Raw genomic sequence first — 15,922 nt, 5'->3', positions numbered from 1 at the left:
CACGCGGCCCGCCCGACGCTTCGAGTAGGCCCGTCCTCGGGCTCGGCGCCGCCGCCCGGGGCCGAACTGGTGCGGCCGCGCGAGGAGTCGGCGGTACGTGACGCCCAAGCCCGCGTGTCGGCACCGCCCTTGGAGCGGCGGTGAGGGTCGCACACCGGCCCGAGCCCGAAAGCCGCGGCGCGGAAGCTCTGTTGGCGCGTCGCGCCGGTGGCGGACCAAGGTGTACGTGTACGGCTCCGGCGGTCGTCTCCGCGCCCTCGTCTCAGCCCTCGTACGCGCACCGCGCCATCGACCCGGTGGCGGCTTCCGCCCGGCTGCCACGTGGACGCCTGTATCGGCGGCCGGCAGCTCGGCCTCCGGCGACTGGGCCATCCGGGTGACGCTCGGCCCCGGGGCGCCGCGCCGCTCGTCCCGTACCCGCGTTCGACCTTTCGGCGCGCGGAGTGACATCTCTCTCGGCCAAGGGCTCCACAGGGCCGCCTGGGCGGTCCCGGAGCGGATCGATGCCCCACCGCCGCGCGACGCCCGCCACGGGCGTGCACCGGGCGACCACGGCCCTTGCCGAGGGCATCGGTCGCATCGACGCCGTACGGCTCCTGGCCCGCCCCGCCCCGGACACGCCGCAGGGGCGGCCCGCCGACTGCGGGCCGCCCCTCCGGATGTGACGTTTCTGCTGGTCTGTGCCGCGGTGTCAGCCCTCGTCGTGGGCCACGGCGCGGCGCGCGTCCGCGTCCAGCACGCCCCAGCTGATCAGCTGCTCGGTGAGGACCGAGGGCGACTGGTCGTAGATCACCGCGAGGGTGCGCAGGTCGTCCTGGCGGATCGACAGCACCTTGCCGTTGTAGTCGCCGCGCTGGCTCTGGATGGTCGCCGCGTAACGCTGGAGCGGGCCGGCCTTCTCCTGCGGGACATGGGCGAGACGCTCCAGGTCCAGGACGAGCTTCGGCGGCGGCTCGGCGGCCCCGCCCGGCGTCGTGCCCGGCAGCAGCTCCTGCACCGGCACACCGTAGAAATCGGCCAGCTCGGCGAGGCGCTGCACGGTCACCGCGCGGTCGCCGCGCTCGTACGACCCCACCACCACGGCCTTCCAACGGCCCTGGGACTTCTCCTCCACGCCGTGGAGGGAGAGGCCCTGCTGGGTGCGGATGGCGCGGAGCTTGGCCCCGAGCTGCTTTGCGTATTCGCTGGACATAAGGCTCCCCGGACGCTGGGACAATCTGCGGCTCCGCCGCGTGGCTGGTAACTCACTGTGAGGTTACGCAGCGTGACTTGGATGCGTCAAGCCGAATGGTCCGGACCCGCCCCTCCACAAGTCCGGAAAAGGCCTCCGGACCTGGTAATGTCGACGGCGCAAATCCGACGTCCTTTAACGTCCGTCCCGTGAGGCGGAGAAGGAGGTCCGTTTCTTATGGACACGCACAGCTCTGATGTCGCCCGCCCCGTGCTCGAGGCACCCGACATCGCGCGGGCACTGACCCGTATCGCCCACGAGATCGTCGAACGCGCCAAGGGTGCCGACGACGTGGTTCTGCTCGGCATTCCCACCCGTGGCGTCTTCCTGGCCCGGCGGCTGGCCGACAAGCTCGAAGAGATCACCGGCGGCAAGATCCCGGTCGGCTCCCTCGACATCACGATGTACCGCGACGATCTGCGCATGCGGCCCGCCCGCGCGCTGGCCCGCACCGACATCCCGGCCGACGGCGTCGACGGACAGCTCGTCGTCCTCGTGGACGACGTGCTCTTCTCCGGCCGCACGATCCGCGCCGCCCTCGACGCGCTGGGCGACATCGGCCGGCCACGCGCGGTCCAGCTCGCCGTCCTTGTCGACCGGGGCCACCGCGAACTCCCCATCCGCGCCGACTACGTGGGCAAGAACCTCCCCACGTCGCTGCGCGAGACGGTCAAGGTCCAGCTCGCCGAGGAGGACGGCCGCGACACCGTGCTGCTCGGCCTGCGGAAGCCCGACCCGGCCGGCGAGCAGTAGCGCGGCCCCTCCGTACGCCGCAGGCCCGTACGCGGCCCCGCCCGCGCGTCGTCGCGCCCCGACGCCGCCGTGCCCGCCGGGGGACACCCCGGAACCCAGAGCCACCTCCACACAACGGAGCACACCCGATGCTGCGCCTCACAGGGGCAAGCCCCCGTACCCCCGGCCATCTCATCTCCGCCGCCGACCTCACCCGCGACGACGCCGTCCTGATCCTCGACACCGCCGAGGAGATGGCCCGGGTCGCCGACCGGCCCATCAAGAAGCTGCCGACGCTGCGCGGCCGTACGGTCGTCAACCTCTTCTTCGAGGACTCGACCCGCACGCGGATCTCCTTCGAGGCGGCCGCCAAACGCCTGTCCGCCGATGTCATCAACTTCTCGGCCAAGGGCTCGTCGGTCTCCAAAGGAGAGTCGCTCAAGGACACCGCGCTGACGCTGGAGGCGATGGGCGCCGACGCCGTCGTCATCCGGCACGGCTCCTCGGGCGCCCCGTACCGGCTCGCCAACTCCGGCTGGATCGACGGCGCCGTCATCAACGCGGGCGACGGCACCCACGAACACCCCACCCAGGCGCTGCTCGACGCCTTCACGATGCGACGCAGGCTGGTCGGCGCCGACGCGGGGATCGGCCGGGACCTGGAAGGCCGCCGCATCACGATCGTCGGCGACATCCTGCACAGCCGCGTCGCCCGCTCCAACGTCCTGCTGCTGCACACCCTCGGCGCGCAGGTCACCCTCGTCGCCCCGCCGACCCTGGTGCCGATCGGCGTCGAGAAGTGGCCGTGCGAGGTGAGTTACGACCTGGACCAGGTGCTGCCCAAGTCCGACGCCGTGATGATGCTCCGGGTCCAGCGCGAGCGGATGAACGCCGCCTTCTTCCCGACCGAGCGCGAGTACTCACGGCGCTACGGGCTCGACGGCGAGCGGATGGCCCGGATGCCCGACAACTCGATCGTCATGCACCCCGGCCCGATGAACCGGGGCATGGAGATCACCGCCGAGGTCGCCGACTCCGACCGCTGCACGGCCGTCGAGCAGGTCGCCAACGGCGTCTCGACCCGGATGGCCGTCCTGTATCTGCTTCTTGGCGGCAACGAGCCCGCCGTCACCCATTCCCGCGCGTCGTCCGCCACCGAGGAGAGCAAGTAACCATGAGCAAGATCCTGATCCGTGGCGCCAAGGTGCTCGGCGGCGAAGCGCGCGACGTCCTCATCGACGGCACGGTCATCGAGCGGGTCGACGCGAGCATCGACGCCGGCGACGCCACCGTCGTGGAGGCCGGGGGGCAGATCCTGCTGCCCGGCCTGGTCGACCTGCACACGCACCTGCGCGAGCCCGGCCGCGAGGACTCCGAGACCGTTCTCACCGGCACCAGGGCGGCGGCGGTCGGCGGCTTCACGGCCGTGCACGCCATGGCCAACACCTTCCCCGTCGCCGACACCGCCGGCGTCGTCGAGCAGGTCTGGCGGCTCGGCCGCGAGTCCGGCTACTGCGACGTGCAGCCCGTCGGCGCCGTCACCGTCGGCCTGGAGGGCAAGCAGCTCGCCGAACTCGGCGCCATGCACGACTCGGCCGCCGGCGTGCGGGTCTTCTCCGACGACGGCAAGTGTGTGGACGACGCGGTGATCATGCGCCGGGCCCTGGAGTACGTGAAGGCCTTCGACGGCGTCATCGCCCAGCACGCCCAGGAGCCCCGGCTCACCGAGGGCGCCCAGATGAACGAGGGCATCGTCTCCTCGGAGCTGGGACTCGGCGGTTGGCCCGCCGTCGCCGAGGAGTCGATCATCGCCCGCGACGTCCTGCTGGCCGCCCACGTCGGCTCCCGCGTCCACATCTGCCATCTCTCCACGGCCGGTTCGGTCGAGATCGTCCGCTGGGCCAAGTCCAAGGGCTGGAACGTCACCGCCGAGGTCACGCCGCACCACCTGCTGCTGACGGACGAGCTCGTACGGTCCTACAACCCCGTCTACAAGGTGAACCCGCCGCTGCGCACCGAGGCCGACGTCCTCGCGCTGCGCGAGGCCCTGGCGGACGGCACCATCGACTGCGTCGCCACCGACCACGCCCCGCACCCGCACGAGGACAAGGACTGCGAGTGGGCCGCGGCGGCCATGGGCATGGTCGGTCTGGAGACCGCGCTGTCCGTCGTCCAGCAGACGATGGTCGACACCGGCCTCATCGACTGGGCGGGCGTCGCCGACCGGATGTCGGTACGGCCCGCGCAGATCGGCCGGCTCGCCGGTCACGGCCGTCCCGTCTCGGCAGGTGAGCCCGCCAACCTCACGCTCGTCGATCCCGCTTACCGTGGAGTGGTGGACCCCGCGGGCTTCGCCTCCCGCAGCCGTAACACCCCCTACCAGGGCCGTGAGCTGCCGGGGCGCGTCACCCACACCTTCCTGCGGGGCCGTGCCACGGTCGTCGACGGGAATCTGGCGTGAGTGCTGTACTGATCAATCTGGCCGCCGAGCAGAAGTCGGCGGATGTGACCGACTGGGCCGCCCGTATCGGCTGGGTGGTGGGCCTGCTCCTCTTCATCGCGTTCGTGTACTGGCTGATGCGCCAGGGCTGGAAGTGGCGCGGAAGCCTCCAGTCCGATCTCCCGGAGCTGCCCCAGGCACCCGAGGCGCCGGTCGCCGACGGAGACGTGACACTGCGGCTCAGCGGCCGCTACCACGGCTCCACGACCGCCGGTCAGTGGCTGGACCGGATCGTCGCCCACGGCCTCGGCGTCCGCAGCCGGGTGGAGCTGACGCTCACCGACGCGGGCGTGGACGTCGTACGGCCCGGAGCCACCGACTTCTTCGTCCCGGCGGGTCAACTGCGCGCCGCCCGGCTCGACAAGGGCATCGCGGGCAAGGTCCTCACCGAGGGCGGACTGCTGATCCTCACCTGGCAGCACGGCGACCGGCTGCTCGACTCCGGCTTCCGCTCCGACCGCGCGGCGGAGCACACCGCCTGGGTCGAAGCCGTCAACCGCATGAACCGGACCACGACGGCCGACGGCGCACCCGCGCCGGCCACCACCGACAACGCACCATTCACGACGGAAGGCACCGCACGATGACCCTCTCCACCCGGGGAGCCGCCAAAGCTCCCGCCGTACTCGTCCTGGAGGACGGCCGGAGCTTCCGCGGCCGTGCCTACGGGGCCGTGGGGGAGACCTTCGGCGAGGCGGTGTTCTCCACCGGCATGACCGGCTACCAGGAAACCCTCACCGACCCCTCGTACCACCGCCAGGTCGTCGTCATGACCGCCCCGCACATCGGCAACACCGGCGTCAACGACGAGGACGACGAGTCCGGCCGGATCTGGGTCGCCGGCTATGTCGTACGCGACCCCGCCCGCGTCCCGTCCAACTGGCGCTCCCGGCGCTCCCTGGACGAGGAACTCCTGCGCCAGGGCGTCGTCGGCATCAGCGGCATCGACACCCGCGCGCTCACCCGCCATCTGCGCGAGCGCGGCGCGATGCGCGTCGGCATCTTCTCCGGCGACGCCCTCGCCGGCGGCCTCCTCACCGACGACGCGACGCTCACCGCGCGGGTGCGGGAAGCGCCCCAGATGAAGGGCGCCAACCTCTCCGCGGAGGTCGCCACCACCGAGACGTACGTCGTCCCGGCCGTCGGCACCAAGCGGTTCACCGTCGCCGCCATCGACCTCGGCATCAAGGGCATGACCCCGCAGCGGATGGCCGAGCGCGGCATCGAGGTGCACGTCCTGCCCGCCACCGCCACCGTCGACGACGTGTACGCGGTCGCGCCCGACGGCGTGTTCCTCTCCAACGGCCCCGGCGACCCCGCCACCGCCGACCTCACGGTGGTCAAGGGCGTGCTGGAGCGCGGCACACCGCTGTTCGGCATCTGCTTCGGCAACCAACTCCTCGGCCGCGCGCTGGGGTTCGGGACGTACAAGCTCAAGTACGGACACCGCGGTATCAACCAACCGGTGCAGGATCGTTCCACCGGCAAGGTCGAAGTCACCGCGCACAACCACGGATTCGCCGTCGACGCCCCGCTCGACCAGATCTCCGACACCCCCTACGGCCGCGCCGAGGTCTCCCACGTCTGTCTCAACGACAACGTGGTCGAGGGGCTCAGGCTGCTCGACCGGCCGGTCTTCAGCGTCCAGTACCACCCCGAGGCGGCCGCCGGCCCGCACGACGCCGCGTACCTCTTCGACCGCTTCACGTCCCTGATGAACACAGTCCTGATGGAGGGCCAGCGTGCCTAAGCGCTCCGATATCCGGTCCGTCCTGGTCATCGGCTCGGGTCCGATCGTCATCGGCCAGGCGGCCGAGTTCGACTACTCGGGCACCCAGGCCTGCCGCGTCCTCAAGGCCGAAGGCCTGCGCGTCATCCTCGTCAACTCCAACCCGGCCACGATCATGACCGACCCGGAGATCGCCGACGCCACGTACGTCGAGCCGATCACGCCCGAGTTCGTCGAGAAGATCATCGCCAAGGAGCGCCCCGACGCGCTGCTCCCCACCCTCGGCGGCCAGACCGCGCTCAACACCGCGATCTCCATGCACGAGAACGGCGTCCTGGAGAAGTACGGCGTCGAGCTGATCGGCGCCAACGTCGAAGCCATCAACAAGGGCGAGGACCGCGACCTCTTCAAGGGCGTCGTCGAGGCCGTCCGCGCCAAGATCGGCCACGGCGAGTCCGCCCGCTCCGTCATCTGCCACTCGATGGACGACATCCTGGCCGGCGTCGAGGAACTGGGCGGCTACCCCGTCGTCGTACGCCCCTCCTTCACCATGGGCGGCGCCGGCTCCGGCTTCGCCCACGACGAGGACGAGCTGCGCCGGATCGCCGGACAGGGCCTGATGCTCTCGCCGACCACCGAGGTTCTCCTGGAGGAGTCCATCCTCGGCTGGAAGGAGTACGAACTGGAGCTGATGCGCGACCGGAACGACAACGTCGTGGTCGTCTGCTCCATCGAGAACTTCGACCCGATGGGCGTCCACACCGGCGACTCCATCACCGTCGCGCCCGCGATGACCCTCACCGACCGCGAGTACCAGCGGCTGCGCGACATCGGCATCGCGATCATCCGCGAGGTCGGCGTCGACACCGGCGGCTGCAACATCCAGTTCGCCGTCGACCCGGTCGACGGCCGGATCATCGTCATCGAGATGAACCCTCGCGTCTCGCGCTCCTCCGCGCTCGCCTCCAAGGCCACCGGCTTCCCGATCGCCAAGATCGCCGCACGCCTCGCCGTCGGCTACACGCTGGACGAGATCCCCAACGACATCACCGAGAAGACCCCGGCGTCCTTCGAACCGACCCTCGACTACGTCGTGGTGAAGGTCCCGCGCTTCGCCTTCGAGAAGTTCCCCGCCGCCGACGCCACCCTCACCACCACCATGAAGTCGGTGGGCGAGGCCATGGCCATCGGCCGTAACTTCACCGAGGCGCTGCAGAAGGCGCTGCGCTCGCTGGAGAAGAAGGGCAGCCAGTTCGCCTTCACCGGCGATCCGGGTGACCTCGGTACCAAGGCCGAGCTGCTGGAGCTGGCGAAGGTCCCCACCGACGGCCGGATCAACACCGTCATGCAGGCGATCCGCGCCGGAGCCACCCAGGAGGAGATCTTCGACGCGACGAAGATCGACCCGTGGTTCGTCGACCAGCTCTTCCTCATCAAGGAGTACGCGGACGAGCTGGCCGCCGCCGACCGGCTCGACCCCCAGCTCCTCGCCGAGGCCAAGCGCCACGGCTTCTCCGACGCCCAGATCGCCGAGATCCGGGGGCTGCGCGAGGACGTCGTACGCGAGGTACGGCACGCGCTGGGTGTGCGTCCCGTCTACAAGACGGTCGACACCTGCGCCGCCGAATTCGCCGCCAAGACCCCGTACTTCTACTCCTCCTACGACGAGGAGAGCGAGGTCGCGCCGCGCGAGAAGCCCGCAGTGATCATCCTCGGCTCCGGCCCCAACCGCATCGGCCAGGGCATCGAGTTCGACTACTCCTGCGTGCACGCCTCCTTCGCGCTCAGCGACGCCGGGTACGAGACCGTGATGGTCAACTGCAACCCGGAGACCGTCTCCACCGACTACGACACCTCCGACCGGCTCTACTTCGAGCCGCTCACCCTGGAGGACGTCCTGGAGATCGTCCACGCGGAGACCCTGGCCGGGCCCGTCGCGGGCGTCATCGTCCAGCTCGGCGGCCAGACACCGCTCGGTCTCGCCCAGGCGCTCAAGGACAACGGCGTCCCGGTCGTCGGCACACCCCCGGAGGCCATCCACGCCGCCGAGGACCGCGGCGCCTTCGGCCGCGTCCTCGCCGAGGCCGGCCTGCCCGCGCCCAAGCACGGCACGGCCACCACCTTCGACGAGGCCAAGGCCATCGCCGACGAGATCGGCTATCCCGTACTGGTCCGCCCCTCCTACGTGCTCGGCGGGCGCGGCATGGAGATCGTGTACGACGAGACCCGCCTCTCCTCGTACATCGCCGAGTCCACCGAGATCAGCCCCACCCGGCCCGTCCTGGTGGACCGCTTCCTCGACGACGCCATCGAGATCGACGTCGACGCGCTCTACGACGGCACGGAGCTGTACCTCGGCGGCGTCATGGAGCACATCGAGGAGGCCGGCATCCACTCCGGCGACTCGGCGTGCGCCCTGCCCCCGATCACCCTCGGCGGCTTCGACATCAAGCGGCTGCGCGCCTCCACCGAGGCCATCGCGCGCGGAGTCGGCGTCCGCGGCCTGATCAACATCCAGTTCGCGCTGGCCGGGGACATCCTCTACGTCCTGGAGGCCAACCCGCGCGCCTCGCGCACCGTGCCCTTCACCTCCAAGGCCACCGCCGTACCGCTGGCCAAGGCCGCCGCCCGGATCTCCCTGGGCGCCACGATCGCCGCCCTCCGTACAGAGGGCCTGCTGCCCGCCAACGGCGACGGCGGCACCCTGCCCATGGACGCGCCGATCTCCGTCAAGGAGGCCGTCATGCCGTGGTCGCGCTTCCGCGACATCCACGGACGCGGCGTCGACACCGTCCTCGGCCCGGAGATGCGGTCCACCGGCGAGGTCATGGGCATCGACTCCGTCTTCGGCACGGCGTACGCCAAGTCGCAGGCAGGGGCGTACGGTCCGCTTCCTACGAAGGGCCGCGCCTTCATCTCCGTCGCCAACCGCGACAAGCGCTCGATGATCTTCCCCGCGCGTGAACTCGTCGCGCACGGCTTCGAACTGCTCGCCACCTCCGGCACCGCCGAGGTCCTGCGGCGCAACGGCATCAACGCCCGAATCGTGCGCAAGCAGTTCGAGGGCACCGGACCGAACGGCGAGAAGACCATCGTCCAGCTCATCCACGACGGCGAGGTCGACCTCATCGTCAACACCCCGTACGGCACCGGCGGCCGGCTCGACGGCTACGAGATCCGTACGGCCGCCGTGGCGCGCGGCGTCCCCTGCCTGACGACGGTGCAGGCGCTCGCCGCCGCAGTCCAGGGCATCGACGCCCTCAACCACGGCGACGTCGGCGTCCGTTCACTCCAGGAACACGCCCAGCACCTCATCGCCGCCCGCGAGGACTAGGAGGAGCCTGCTCTCATGTACCGACTCTTCTTCCGGCTCTTCTTCCGACGGATGGACCCGGAGCAGGCCCACCAGCTGGCCTTCCGCTGGATCCGGTTCGTCGTCCGCGTCCCGGTGCTGCGCACCTTCGTCGCCGCGGCGCTCGCGCCTCGTTACAAGGAGCTGCGCACCGAGGCCTTCGGGCTGCGGATGCACGGCCCCTTCGGCCTCGCCGCCGGCTTCGACAAGAACGCCGTCGCCGTCGACGCCATGACCATGCTCGGCTTCGACCACGTCGAGATCGGCACGGTCACCGGCCGGCCGCAGCCGGGCAACCCCCGGCAGCGGCTGTTCCGGCTGCCCGCCGACCGGGCGCTGATCAACCGCATGGGCTTCAACAACGACGGATCGGCCACGGTCGCCCTGCGCCTCGCCACCCGGCGGGCGATCTTCCGTACGACGGTCGGCGTCAACATCGGCAAGACCAAGGCCGTCGCGGACGACGGGGCGATCGGCGACTACGTGACGTCGACCGAGCGCCTGGCCGCCCACGCCGACTACCTCGTGGTGAACGTCTCGTCCCCCAACACCCCCGGCCTGCGCGACCTCCAGGCCGTCGACCAGCTGCGCCCGCTCCTGACGGCCGTACGCGAGGCCGCCGACCGTGTCGTCACGGAGCGGCGGGTCCCGCTGCTGGTCAAGATCGCGCCCGACCTCGCCGACGAGGACATCGACGCCGTCGCCGACCTGGCCGTCGAGCTGGGCCTGGACGGCATCATCGCCACCAACACCACCGTCGCGCGGCACGGCCTCGGCCTGAAGACGGCCCCGTCCCTGCTCGCCGAGGCCGGCGGACTGTCCGGGGCGCCCCTCAAGGCGCGCTCGCTGGCGGTCCTCAGGCGCCTGTACGAGCGTGTGGGCGACCGGATCACCCTGGTCGGCGTGGGAGGCATCGAGAACGCCGAGGACGCCTGGCAGCGGATCCTGGCGGGCGCGACGCTCGTCCAGGGCTACAGCGCCTTCATCTACCAGGGCCCGTTCTGGAGCCGCGGCATCCACAAGGGGCTCGCCGCCCGGCTGGCCACCAGCGACCACGCCACCCTCGCCGACGCCGTCGGCGCCGACACCAGGAAGGTGCACGCGTGAACGCCGCCTCCTCCGCCACCGCCTCCGAGCCCGAGCCCTTCGGGGCGCGTCTGCGCCGTGCCATGGACACCCGGGGGCAGCTCTGTGTGGGCATCGACCCCCACAGCTCGCTGCTGCACGCCTGGGGCCTGAGCGACGACGTCGCGGGCCTGACGGCCTTCACACGGACGGTCGTCGACGCACTGGCCGACCGGGTCGCCGTACTGAAGCCGCAGTCGGCGTTCTTCGAGCGGTTCGGCTCGCGCGGTGTCGCCGTCCTGGAGAAGGCGGTCGCCGAGGCGCGGGCCGCCGGCGCGCTCGTGCTGATGGACGCCAAGCGCGGCGACATCGGCTCCACCATGGCCGCGTACGCCGAGACGTACCTCGACAAGGACAGCCCGCTCTTCTCGGACGCCGTCACGGTCTCGCCGTACCTCGGCTTCGGCTCGCTGCGGCCCGCCCTGGACGCGGCACGCGTCAGCGGCTCCGGTCTCTTCGTGCTCGCGCTCACCTCCAACCCGGAGGGCGCCGAGGTCCAGCGGGCCACCACCGCGGGCGGTTCGTCGGTCGCGCAGGTGATGCTCGACCACGCGGCCGCGGAGAACGCCGGTGCGACGCCGCTCGGTTCGGTCGGCGCCGTCGTCGGGGCGACCCTCGGCGAGGCCGGGGTCGATCTCGCGATCAACGGTCCGCTCCTCGCCCCCGGCATCGGGGCGCAGGGCGCCACCCCCGCGGATCTTCCGGGGCTGTTCGGCGCGGCTGTCGGAAACGTGGTGCCGAGCGTGAGCCGCGGCGTACTCCGCCACGGTCCGGATGTTTACGCCCTGCGTGCGGCGGCGGAACGGTTCAGCGACGAGGTCCGAACGGCGGTCGAGAGCGCGGTCGAGGCCGCGGACGGAGTGCGCTGACGCGGATTCGAGCAGAAAAGCGGGTTGTTTTGCCTGGAATGTCCTGGTCGAGCGATGCTGACCAGGACTTTTCGGCTGTTCTCGCTGACGAGAGCGGTCTTCAACGCTAGTCTCCGTCGAGAGCCAACGCGCGGAAGCATCGCTCGTTGCTCGCCCTGGTGTGGGGCGATCCAGTTCCTCACCGGTCCGTATCCGACAGTTCGACATCCGAGGTGACGTAGGCGTGGCTCTTCCGCCCCTTACCCCTGAACAGCGCGCAGCCGCGCTCGAAAAGGCCGCCGCGGCTCGCCGGGAGCGGGCCGAGGTCAAGAATCGACTCAAGCACTCCGGCGCTTCCCTCCACGACGTCATCAAGACGGGCCAGGAGAACGACGTCATCGGGAAGATGAAGGTCTCCGCCCTGCTTGAATCCCTGCCCGGCGTGGGCAAGGTCCGCGCCAAGCAGATCATGGAGCGGCTCGGCATCTCCGAGAGCCGGCGTGTGCGGGGTCTCGGCTCCAACCAGATCGCATCGCTCGAACGCGAGTTCGGCGGCGGTGCCGCCTGACGTTCTCGGGCACTCCCGGGAACCTGGATAATCGCTGCATGGCACCAGAGGCACGTCCGCGGCTGACCGTGCTCTCCGGCCCCTCGGGGGTCGGTAAGAGCACGGTCGTCGCCCATATGCGCAAGGTCCACCCCGAGGTATGGCTCTCGGTGTCGGCCACCACCAGAAAACCGCGTCCCGGCGAACGCCACGGCGTCCAGTACTTCTTCGTCGGCGACGAGGAGTTCGACAAGCTGGTCGCCAACGGCGAGCTGCTGGAATGGGCGGAGTTCGCGGGCAACCGCTACGGCACGCCGCGTCGCGCGGTGCTCGAACGCCTGGAGGCGGGCGAGCCCGTGCTCCTGGAGATCGATCTCCAGGGCGCGCGGCAGGTCAAGGACTCGATGCCGGACTCACAACTGGTCTTCCTGGCACCGCCGAGCTGGGACGAGCTGGTCCGCCGGCTGACCGGCCGGGGCACCGAGTCGCCCGAGGTGATCGAGCGCCGGCTGGCGGCCGCGAAGGTGGAGCTGGCCGCCGAGTCGGAGTTCGACATCTGCCTGGTGAACACCTCCGTCGAGGACGTGGCGCGCGAGCTGCTAGCCTTGATGGCAGTTGCCTGACCTCTGTCTGCTTTCGCGCAGCCGTCGGTAGCACCCGGTATTTCCTGTATTTCCCTGATTTATCTTCGGAAGGCAAGAGAGTGTCCTCTTCCATTTCCACGCCCGAGGGCATCATCAACCCGCCGATCGACGAGCTGCTCGAGGCCACGGACTCGAAGTACAGCCTCGTGATCTACGCGGCCAAGCGCGCGCGTCAGATCAACGCGTACTACTCGCAGCTCGGCGAGGGCCTGCTCGAGTACGTCGGTCCGCTGGTGGACACGCACGTGCACGAGAAGCCGCTCTCGATCGCCCTGCGTGAGATCAACGCGGGTCTGCTGACGTCCGAGGCCATCGACGGCCCGGCGCAGTAACGGCGACACATCACGGCGACAGTTCTTTCTCACCACAGGCCCGGCAGCGCGACTGCCGGGCCTGTGGTGTGTCATAGGGGAGACGAATCCATCCGAACGCGGGGAGACACGGTGGACCAGGCGGACCAGGCGGAGCGGTCGGGGCGGGCGGCGGGCGGCAGGCCCAAGGTCGTCCTGGGGGTGAGCGGCGGGATCGCCGCGTACAAGGCGTGCGAGCTGCTGCGCCGGCTCACCGAGTCGGGTCATGAGGTACGGGTCGTACCGACCGCGTCCTCCCTGCACTTCGTCGGTGCCGCTACCTGGGCGGCGCTTTCCGGCCAACCTGTCTCCACGGAGGTCTGGTCGGACGTCCACGAGGTGCCCCACGTGCGTATCGGCCAGTCCGCCGATCTCGTCGTCGTCGCCCCCGCCACCGCCGACCTGCTGGCCAAGGCCGCCCACGGCCAGGCGGACGACCTGCTGACCAACACGCTGCTCACCGCGCGCTGCCCGGTGGTCTTCGCGCCGGCCATGCACACCGAGATGTGGGAGCACCCCGCCACCCGGGCGAACGTCGCGACCCTGCGCGAGCGCGGAGCCGTCGTCATCGAGCCCGCCGTCGGCCGACTGACCGGAGTCGACACCGGCAAGGGGCGGCTGCCCGACCCCGACGCGATCTTCGAGGTCTGCCGGAGGATCCTGGCACGCGGCGTGACCGCGCCCGACCTGGCCGGCCGGCACGTCGTCGTCTCCGCCGGCGGCACACGTGAGCCGCTCGACCCCGTGCGCTTCCTCGGCAACCGCTCCTCCGGGAAGCAGGGGTACGCCCTGGCCCGTACGGCGGCGGCCCGCGGCGCCCGGGTCACCCTCATCGAGGCCAACACCGGGCTGCCCGACCCGGCGGGCGTCGACGTGGTGCGCGTCGGCACCGCCGTACAACTGCGCGAGGCCGTCCTGAAGGCGGCCGCCGACGCCGACACCGTGGTCATGGCCGCGGCCGTGGCCGATTTCCGCCCCGCCGACTACGCCGCGGGCAAGATCAAGAAGAAGGACGGCGAGGAGCCGGCGCCCATCGTGCTGGTCCGCAATCCGGACATCCTCGCGGAGATCGGCGCGGAGCGGGCCAGGCCGGGGCAGGTGATCGTCGGATTCGCCGCCGAGACGGACGACGTGCTGGCCAACGGCCGGGCGAAACTCCGCCGCAAGGGCTGCGATCTGCTGGTCGTCAACGAGGTGGGGGAGCGCAAGACCTTCGGCGCGGAGGAGAACGAGGCGGTGATCCTCGCCGCGGACGGCGGCGAGACACCGGTTCCTTACGGTCCCAAGGAGGCGCTTTCCGACACCGTCTGGGACCTCGTCGTACCCCTGCTCGGCCCCGCGTAGACGAACGGGAAGTTAATTCTTCGTTCGCTCCTCCGGGTGGATAAAAACGGCTCAAACCAGGTGTTCCGGGTCCGGATCGGGGACGATCGTCGTATCGCAGGACGGAGTGACACCCTCAACTCCACTCCCACAGTCCGAGACGTCTGGACCTTCTGCGCCCTCGGCCGGATAAACTGGCCGAGGAACGACGCGGGGCGCAGCTCCCCGGTCGTTCCACCAAGGATCTAGCCAGCAGCCGCTGCAACCCCAGGGAGCGATGTGTCGCGCCGTCTGTTCACTTCGGAGTCTGTGACCGAAGGTCACCCTGACAAGATCGCTGACCAGATCAGCGACACCATTCTCGACGCGCTCCTGAAGGAGGACCCCACCTCACGGGTGGCGGTCGAGACCCTGATCACCACCGGCCTGGTGCATGTGGCCGGCGAGGTGACCACCAAGGCCTACGCGCCCATCGCGAAGCTCGTCCGCGACAAGGTGCTCGAAATCGGCTACGACTCCTCGAAGAAGGGCTTCGACGGCGCCTCCTGCGGCGTCTCGGTGTCCATCGGCGCGCAGTCCCCCGACATCGCCCAGGGCGTCGACACCGCCTACGAGAAGCGGGTCGGAGGCGAGGAGGACGAGCTCGACAAGCAGGGCGCCGGCGACCAGGGCCTGATGTTCGGCTACGCCTGCGACGAGACGCCCGAGCTGATGCCGCTCCCGATCCACCTCGCGCACCGGCTCTCGCGCCGGCTGTCCGAGGTCCGCAAGAACGGGACCATCCCGTACCTGCGCCCCGACGGCAAGACCCAGGTCACCATCGAGTACGACGGCGACAAGGCCGTCCGTCTCGACACGGTCGTCGTCTCCTCGCAGCACGCGTCGGACATCGACCTGGACTCGCTCCTGGCACCCGACATCCGCGAGTTCGTCGTCGAGCACGTGATCAAGCAGCTCCTCGAGGACGGCATCAAGCTGGAGACCGAGGGCTACCGCCTGCTGGTCAACCCCACGGGCCGCTTCGAGATCGGCGGCCCCATGGGCGACGCCGGCCTCACCGGCCGCAAGATCATCATCGACACCTACGGCGGCATGGCCCGCCACGGCGGCGGCGCCTTCTCGGGCAAGGACCCGTCGAAGGTGGACCGCTCGGCGGCCTACGCGATGCGCTGGGTCGCGAAGAACGTGGTGGCCGCCGGCCTCGCCTCGCGCTGCGAGGTCCAGGTCGCGTACGCGATCGGCAAGGCCGAGCCGGTGGGCCTGTTCATCGAGACCTTCGGCACGGCCTCGGTCGACGTCGAGAAGATCGAACAGGCCATCGCCACGGTCTTCGACCTCCGCCCGGCCGCGATCATCCGCGACCTGGACCTGCTCCGCCCGATCTACGCCCAGACGGCGGCGTACGGCCACTTCGGCCGCGAGGAGCCGGACTTCACCTGGGAGCGCACGGACCGCGTGGACGCGCTGCGCGCGGCGGCCGGTCTGTAAGGCGTACGACGCACATCGACGGGGCGGGCCCGGACACCACTGGTGTCCGGGCC

Annotated in this window: 15 protein-coding genes; 14 read left to right on the top strand and 1 reads right to left on the bottom strand. The window is 70.5% G+C overall.

The genetic code is table 11. The annotated features are described in order from the left end of the window. The first annotated feature begins 503 nt into the window (after positions 1 to 503). The gene (locus ACFT9I_RS39020) at positions 504 to 665 is read left to right on the top strand and encodes a hypothetical protein (RefSeq protein ID WP_382572391.1); all 162 of its coding nucleotides are present in this window, start codon (positions 504 to 506) and stop codon (positions 663 to 665) included. A 26-nt stretch (positions 666 to 691) separates the two neighbouring features. Here the strand turns inward: ACFT9I_RS39020 and bldD are convergent, their stop codons facing one another. After that, a complete protein-coding gene (gene bldD, locus ACFT9I_RS39015; RefSeq protein ID WP_023542978.1) occupies positions 692 to 1,192 on the bottom strand; it encodes a transcriptional regulator BldD in 501 nt (166 codons plus the stop codon). Between the two features lie 216 nt (positions 1,193 to 1,408). On the opposite strand from bldD, the gene pyrR reads away from it, so the two are divergent. From pyrR to metK, 13 genes are all read left to right on the top strand, one after another. Further along, entirely contained in the window at positions 1,409 to 1,984 is a 576-nt protein-coding gene (pyrR, locus tag ACFT9I_RS39010) for a bifunctional pyr operon transcriptional regulator/uracil phosphoribosyltransferase PyrR (RefSeq protein ID WP_382572389.1), read from the top strand. Between the two features lie 128 nt (positions 1,985 to 2,112). Then, positions 2,113 to 3,135, top strand: a complete 1,023-nt coding sequence (locus ACFT9I_RS39005) for an aspartate carbamoyltransferase catalytic subunit (RefSeq protein WP_382572388.1) — start codon at positions 2,113 to 2,115, stop codon at positions 3,133 to 3,135. Between the two features lie 2 nt (positions 3,136 to 3,137). Beyond that, the gene (locus ACFT9I_RS39000; RefSeq protein WP_382572387.1) at positions 3,138 to 4,424 is read left to right on the top strand and encodes a dihydroorotase; all 1,287 of its coding nucleotides are present in this window, start codon (positions 3,138 to 3,140) and stop codon (positions 4,422 to 4,424) included. Then, a complete protein-coding gene (locus tag ACFT9I_RS38995; RefSeq protein WP_382572386.1) occupies positions 4,421 to 5,050 on the top strand; it encodes a hypothetical protein in 630 nt (209 codons plus the stop codon). The genes ACFT9I_RS39000 and ACFT9I_RS38995 overlap by 4 nt, the downstream gene beginning before the upstream one ends. Next, the gene (carA, locus tag ACFT9I_RS38990; protein ID WP_382572385.1) at positions 5,047 to 6,213 is read left to right on the top strand and encodes a glutamine-hydrolyzing carbamoyl-phosphate synthase small subunit; all 1,167 of its coding nucleotides are present in this window, start codon (positions 5,047 to 5,049) and stop codon (positions 6,211 to 6,213) included. Before ACFT9I_RS38995 ends, carA begins: the two co-directional genes overlap by 4 nt. Continuing rightward, positions 6,206 to 9,526, top strand: a complete 3,321-nt coding sequence (gene carB / locus ACFT9I_RS38985) for a carbamoyl-phosphate synthase large subunit (RefSeq protein WP_382572384.1) — start codon at positions 6,206 to 6,208, stop codon at positions 9,524 to 9,526. Before carA ends, carB begins: the two co-directional genes overlap by 8 nt. A 15-nt stretch (positions 9,527 to 9,541) precedes the next feature. After that, the gene (locus ACFT9I_RS38980; RefSeq protein ID WP_382572382.1) at positions 9,542 to 10,651 is read left to right on the top strand and encodes a quinone-dependent dihydroorotate dehydrogenase; all 1,110 of its coding nucleotides are present in this window, start codon (positions 9,542 to 9,544) and stop codon (positions 10,649 to 10,651) included. Beyond that, on the top strand, positions 10,648 to 11,538 hold the full coding sequence (gene pyrF / locus ACFT9I_RS38975; protein WP_382572380.1) for an orotidine-5'-phosphate decarboxylase: 891 nt from the start codon (positions 10,648 to 10,650) through the stop codon (positions 11,536 to 11,538). The genes ACFT9I_RS38980 and pyrF overlap by 4 nt, the downstream gene beginning before the upstream one ends. A gap of 223 nt (positions 11,539 to 11,761) precedes the next feature. Beyond that, positions 11,762 to 12,085 (top strand): integration host factor, encoded by a 324-nt coding sequence (locus ACFT9I_RS38970; protein WP_354607031.1) that lies wholly within the window; start codon positions 11,762 to 11,764, stop codon positions 12,083 to 12,085. Between the two features lie 38 nt (positions 12,086 to 12,123). Further along, positions 12,124 to 12,687 (top strand): guanylate kinase, encoded by a 564-nt coding sequence (gmk, locus tag ACFT9I_RS38965; protein WP_382572379.1) that lies wholly within the window; start codon positions 12,124 to 12,126, stop codon positions 12,685 to 12,687. A gap of 80 nt (positions 12,688 to 12,767) precedes the next feature. Beyond that, positions 12,768 to 13,040 carry a DNA-directed RNA polymerase subunit omega gene (gene rpoZ / locus ACFT9I_RS38960; protein ID WP_023542989.1) on the top strand — a complete coding sequence of 91 codons (273 nt, stop codon included), beginning with the start codon at positions 12,768 to 12,770 and terminating at the stop codon, positions 13,038 to 13,040. Positions 13,041 to 13,151: 111 nt separating this feature from the next. Continuing rightward, the gene (gene coaBC, locus ACFT9I_RS38955; protein WP_382572378.1) at positions 13,152 to 14,402 is read left to right on the top strand and encodes a bifunctional phosphopantothenoylcysteine decarboxylase/phosphopantothenate--cysteine ligase CoaBC; all 1,251 of its coding nucleotides are present in this window, start codon (positions 13,152 to 13,154) and stop codon (positions 14,400 to 14,402) included. A 258-nt stretch (positions 14,403 to 14,660) separates the two neighbouring features. Then, positions 14,661 to 15,869 (top strand): methionine adenosyltransferase, encoded by a 1,209-nt coding sequence (metK, locus tag ACFT9I_RS38950; RefSeq protein ID WP_382572376.1) that lies wholly within the window; start codon positions 14,661 to 14,663, stop codon positions 15,867 to 15,869. Positions 15,870 to 15,922: the final 53 nt, after the last annotated feature.

This window comes from Streptomyces sp. NPDC057137, from assembly GCF_042670825.1.
Lineage (GTDB): Bacteria > Actinomycetota > Actinomycetes > Streptomycetales > Streptomycetaceae > Streptomyces.
Note: the sequence above shows the minus strand (reverse complement) of the source record. Positions and strands in the feature narration are given on the sequence as shown.

Coding starts and splice junctions, on each gene's coding strand:
- ACFT9I_RS39020 (WP_382572391.1), top strand. CDS start 504: ATGCCCCACCGCCGCGCGACGCCCGCCACGGGCGTGCACCGGGCGACC.
- bldD (WP_023542978.1), bottom strand. CDS start 1,192: ATGTCCAGCGAATACGCAAAGCAGCTCGGGGCCAAGCTCCGCGCCATC.
- pyrR (WP_382572389.1), top strand. CDS start 1,409: ATGGACACGCACAGCTCTGATGTCGCCCGCCCCGTGCTCGAGGCACCC.
- ACFT9I_RS39005 (WP_382572388.1), top strand. CDS start 2,113: ATGCTGCGCCTCACAGGGGCAAGCCCCCGTACCCCCGGCCATCTCATC.
- ACFT9I_RS39000 (WP_382572387.1), top strand. CDS start 3,138: ATGAGCAAGATCCTGATCCGTGGCGCCAAGGTGCTCGGCGGCGAAGCG.
- carA (WP_382572385.1), top strand. CDS start 5,047: ATGACCCTCTCCACCCGGGGAGCCGCCAAAGCTCCCGCCGTACTCGTC.
- ACFT9I_RS38980 (WP_382572382.1), top strand. CDS start 9,542: ATGTACCGACTCTTCTTCCGGCTCTTCTTCCGACGGATGGACCCGGAG.
- gmk (WP_382572379.1), top strand. CDS start 12,124: ATGGCACCAGAGGCACGTCCGCGGCTGACCGTGCTCTCCGGCCCCTCG.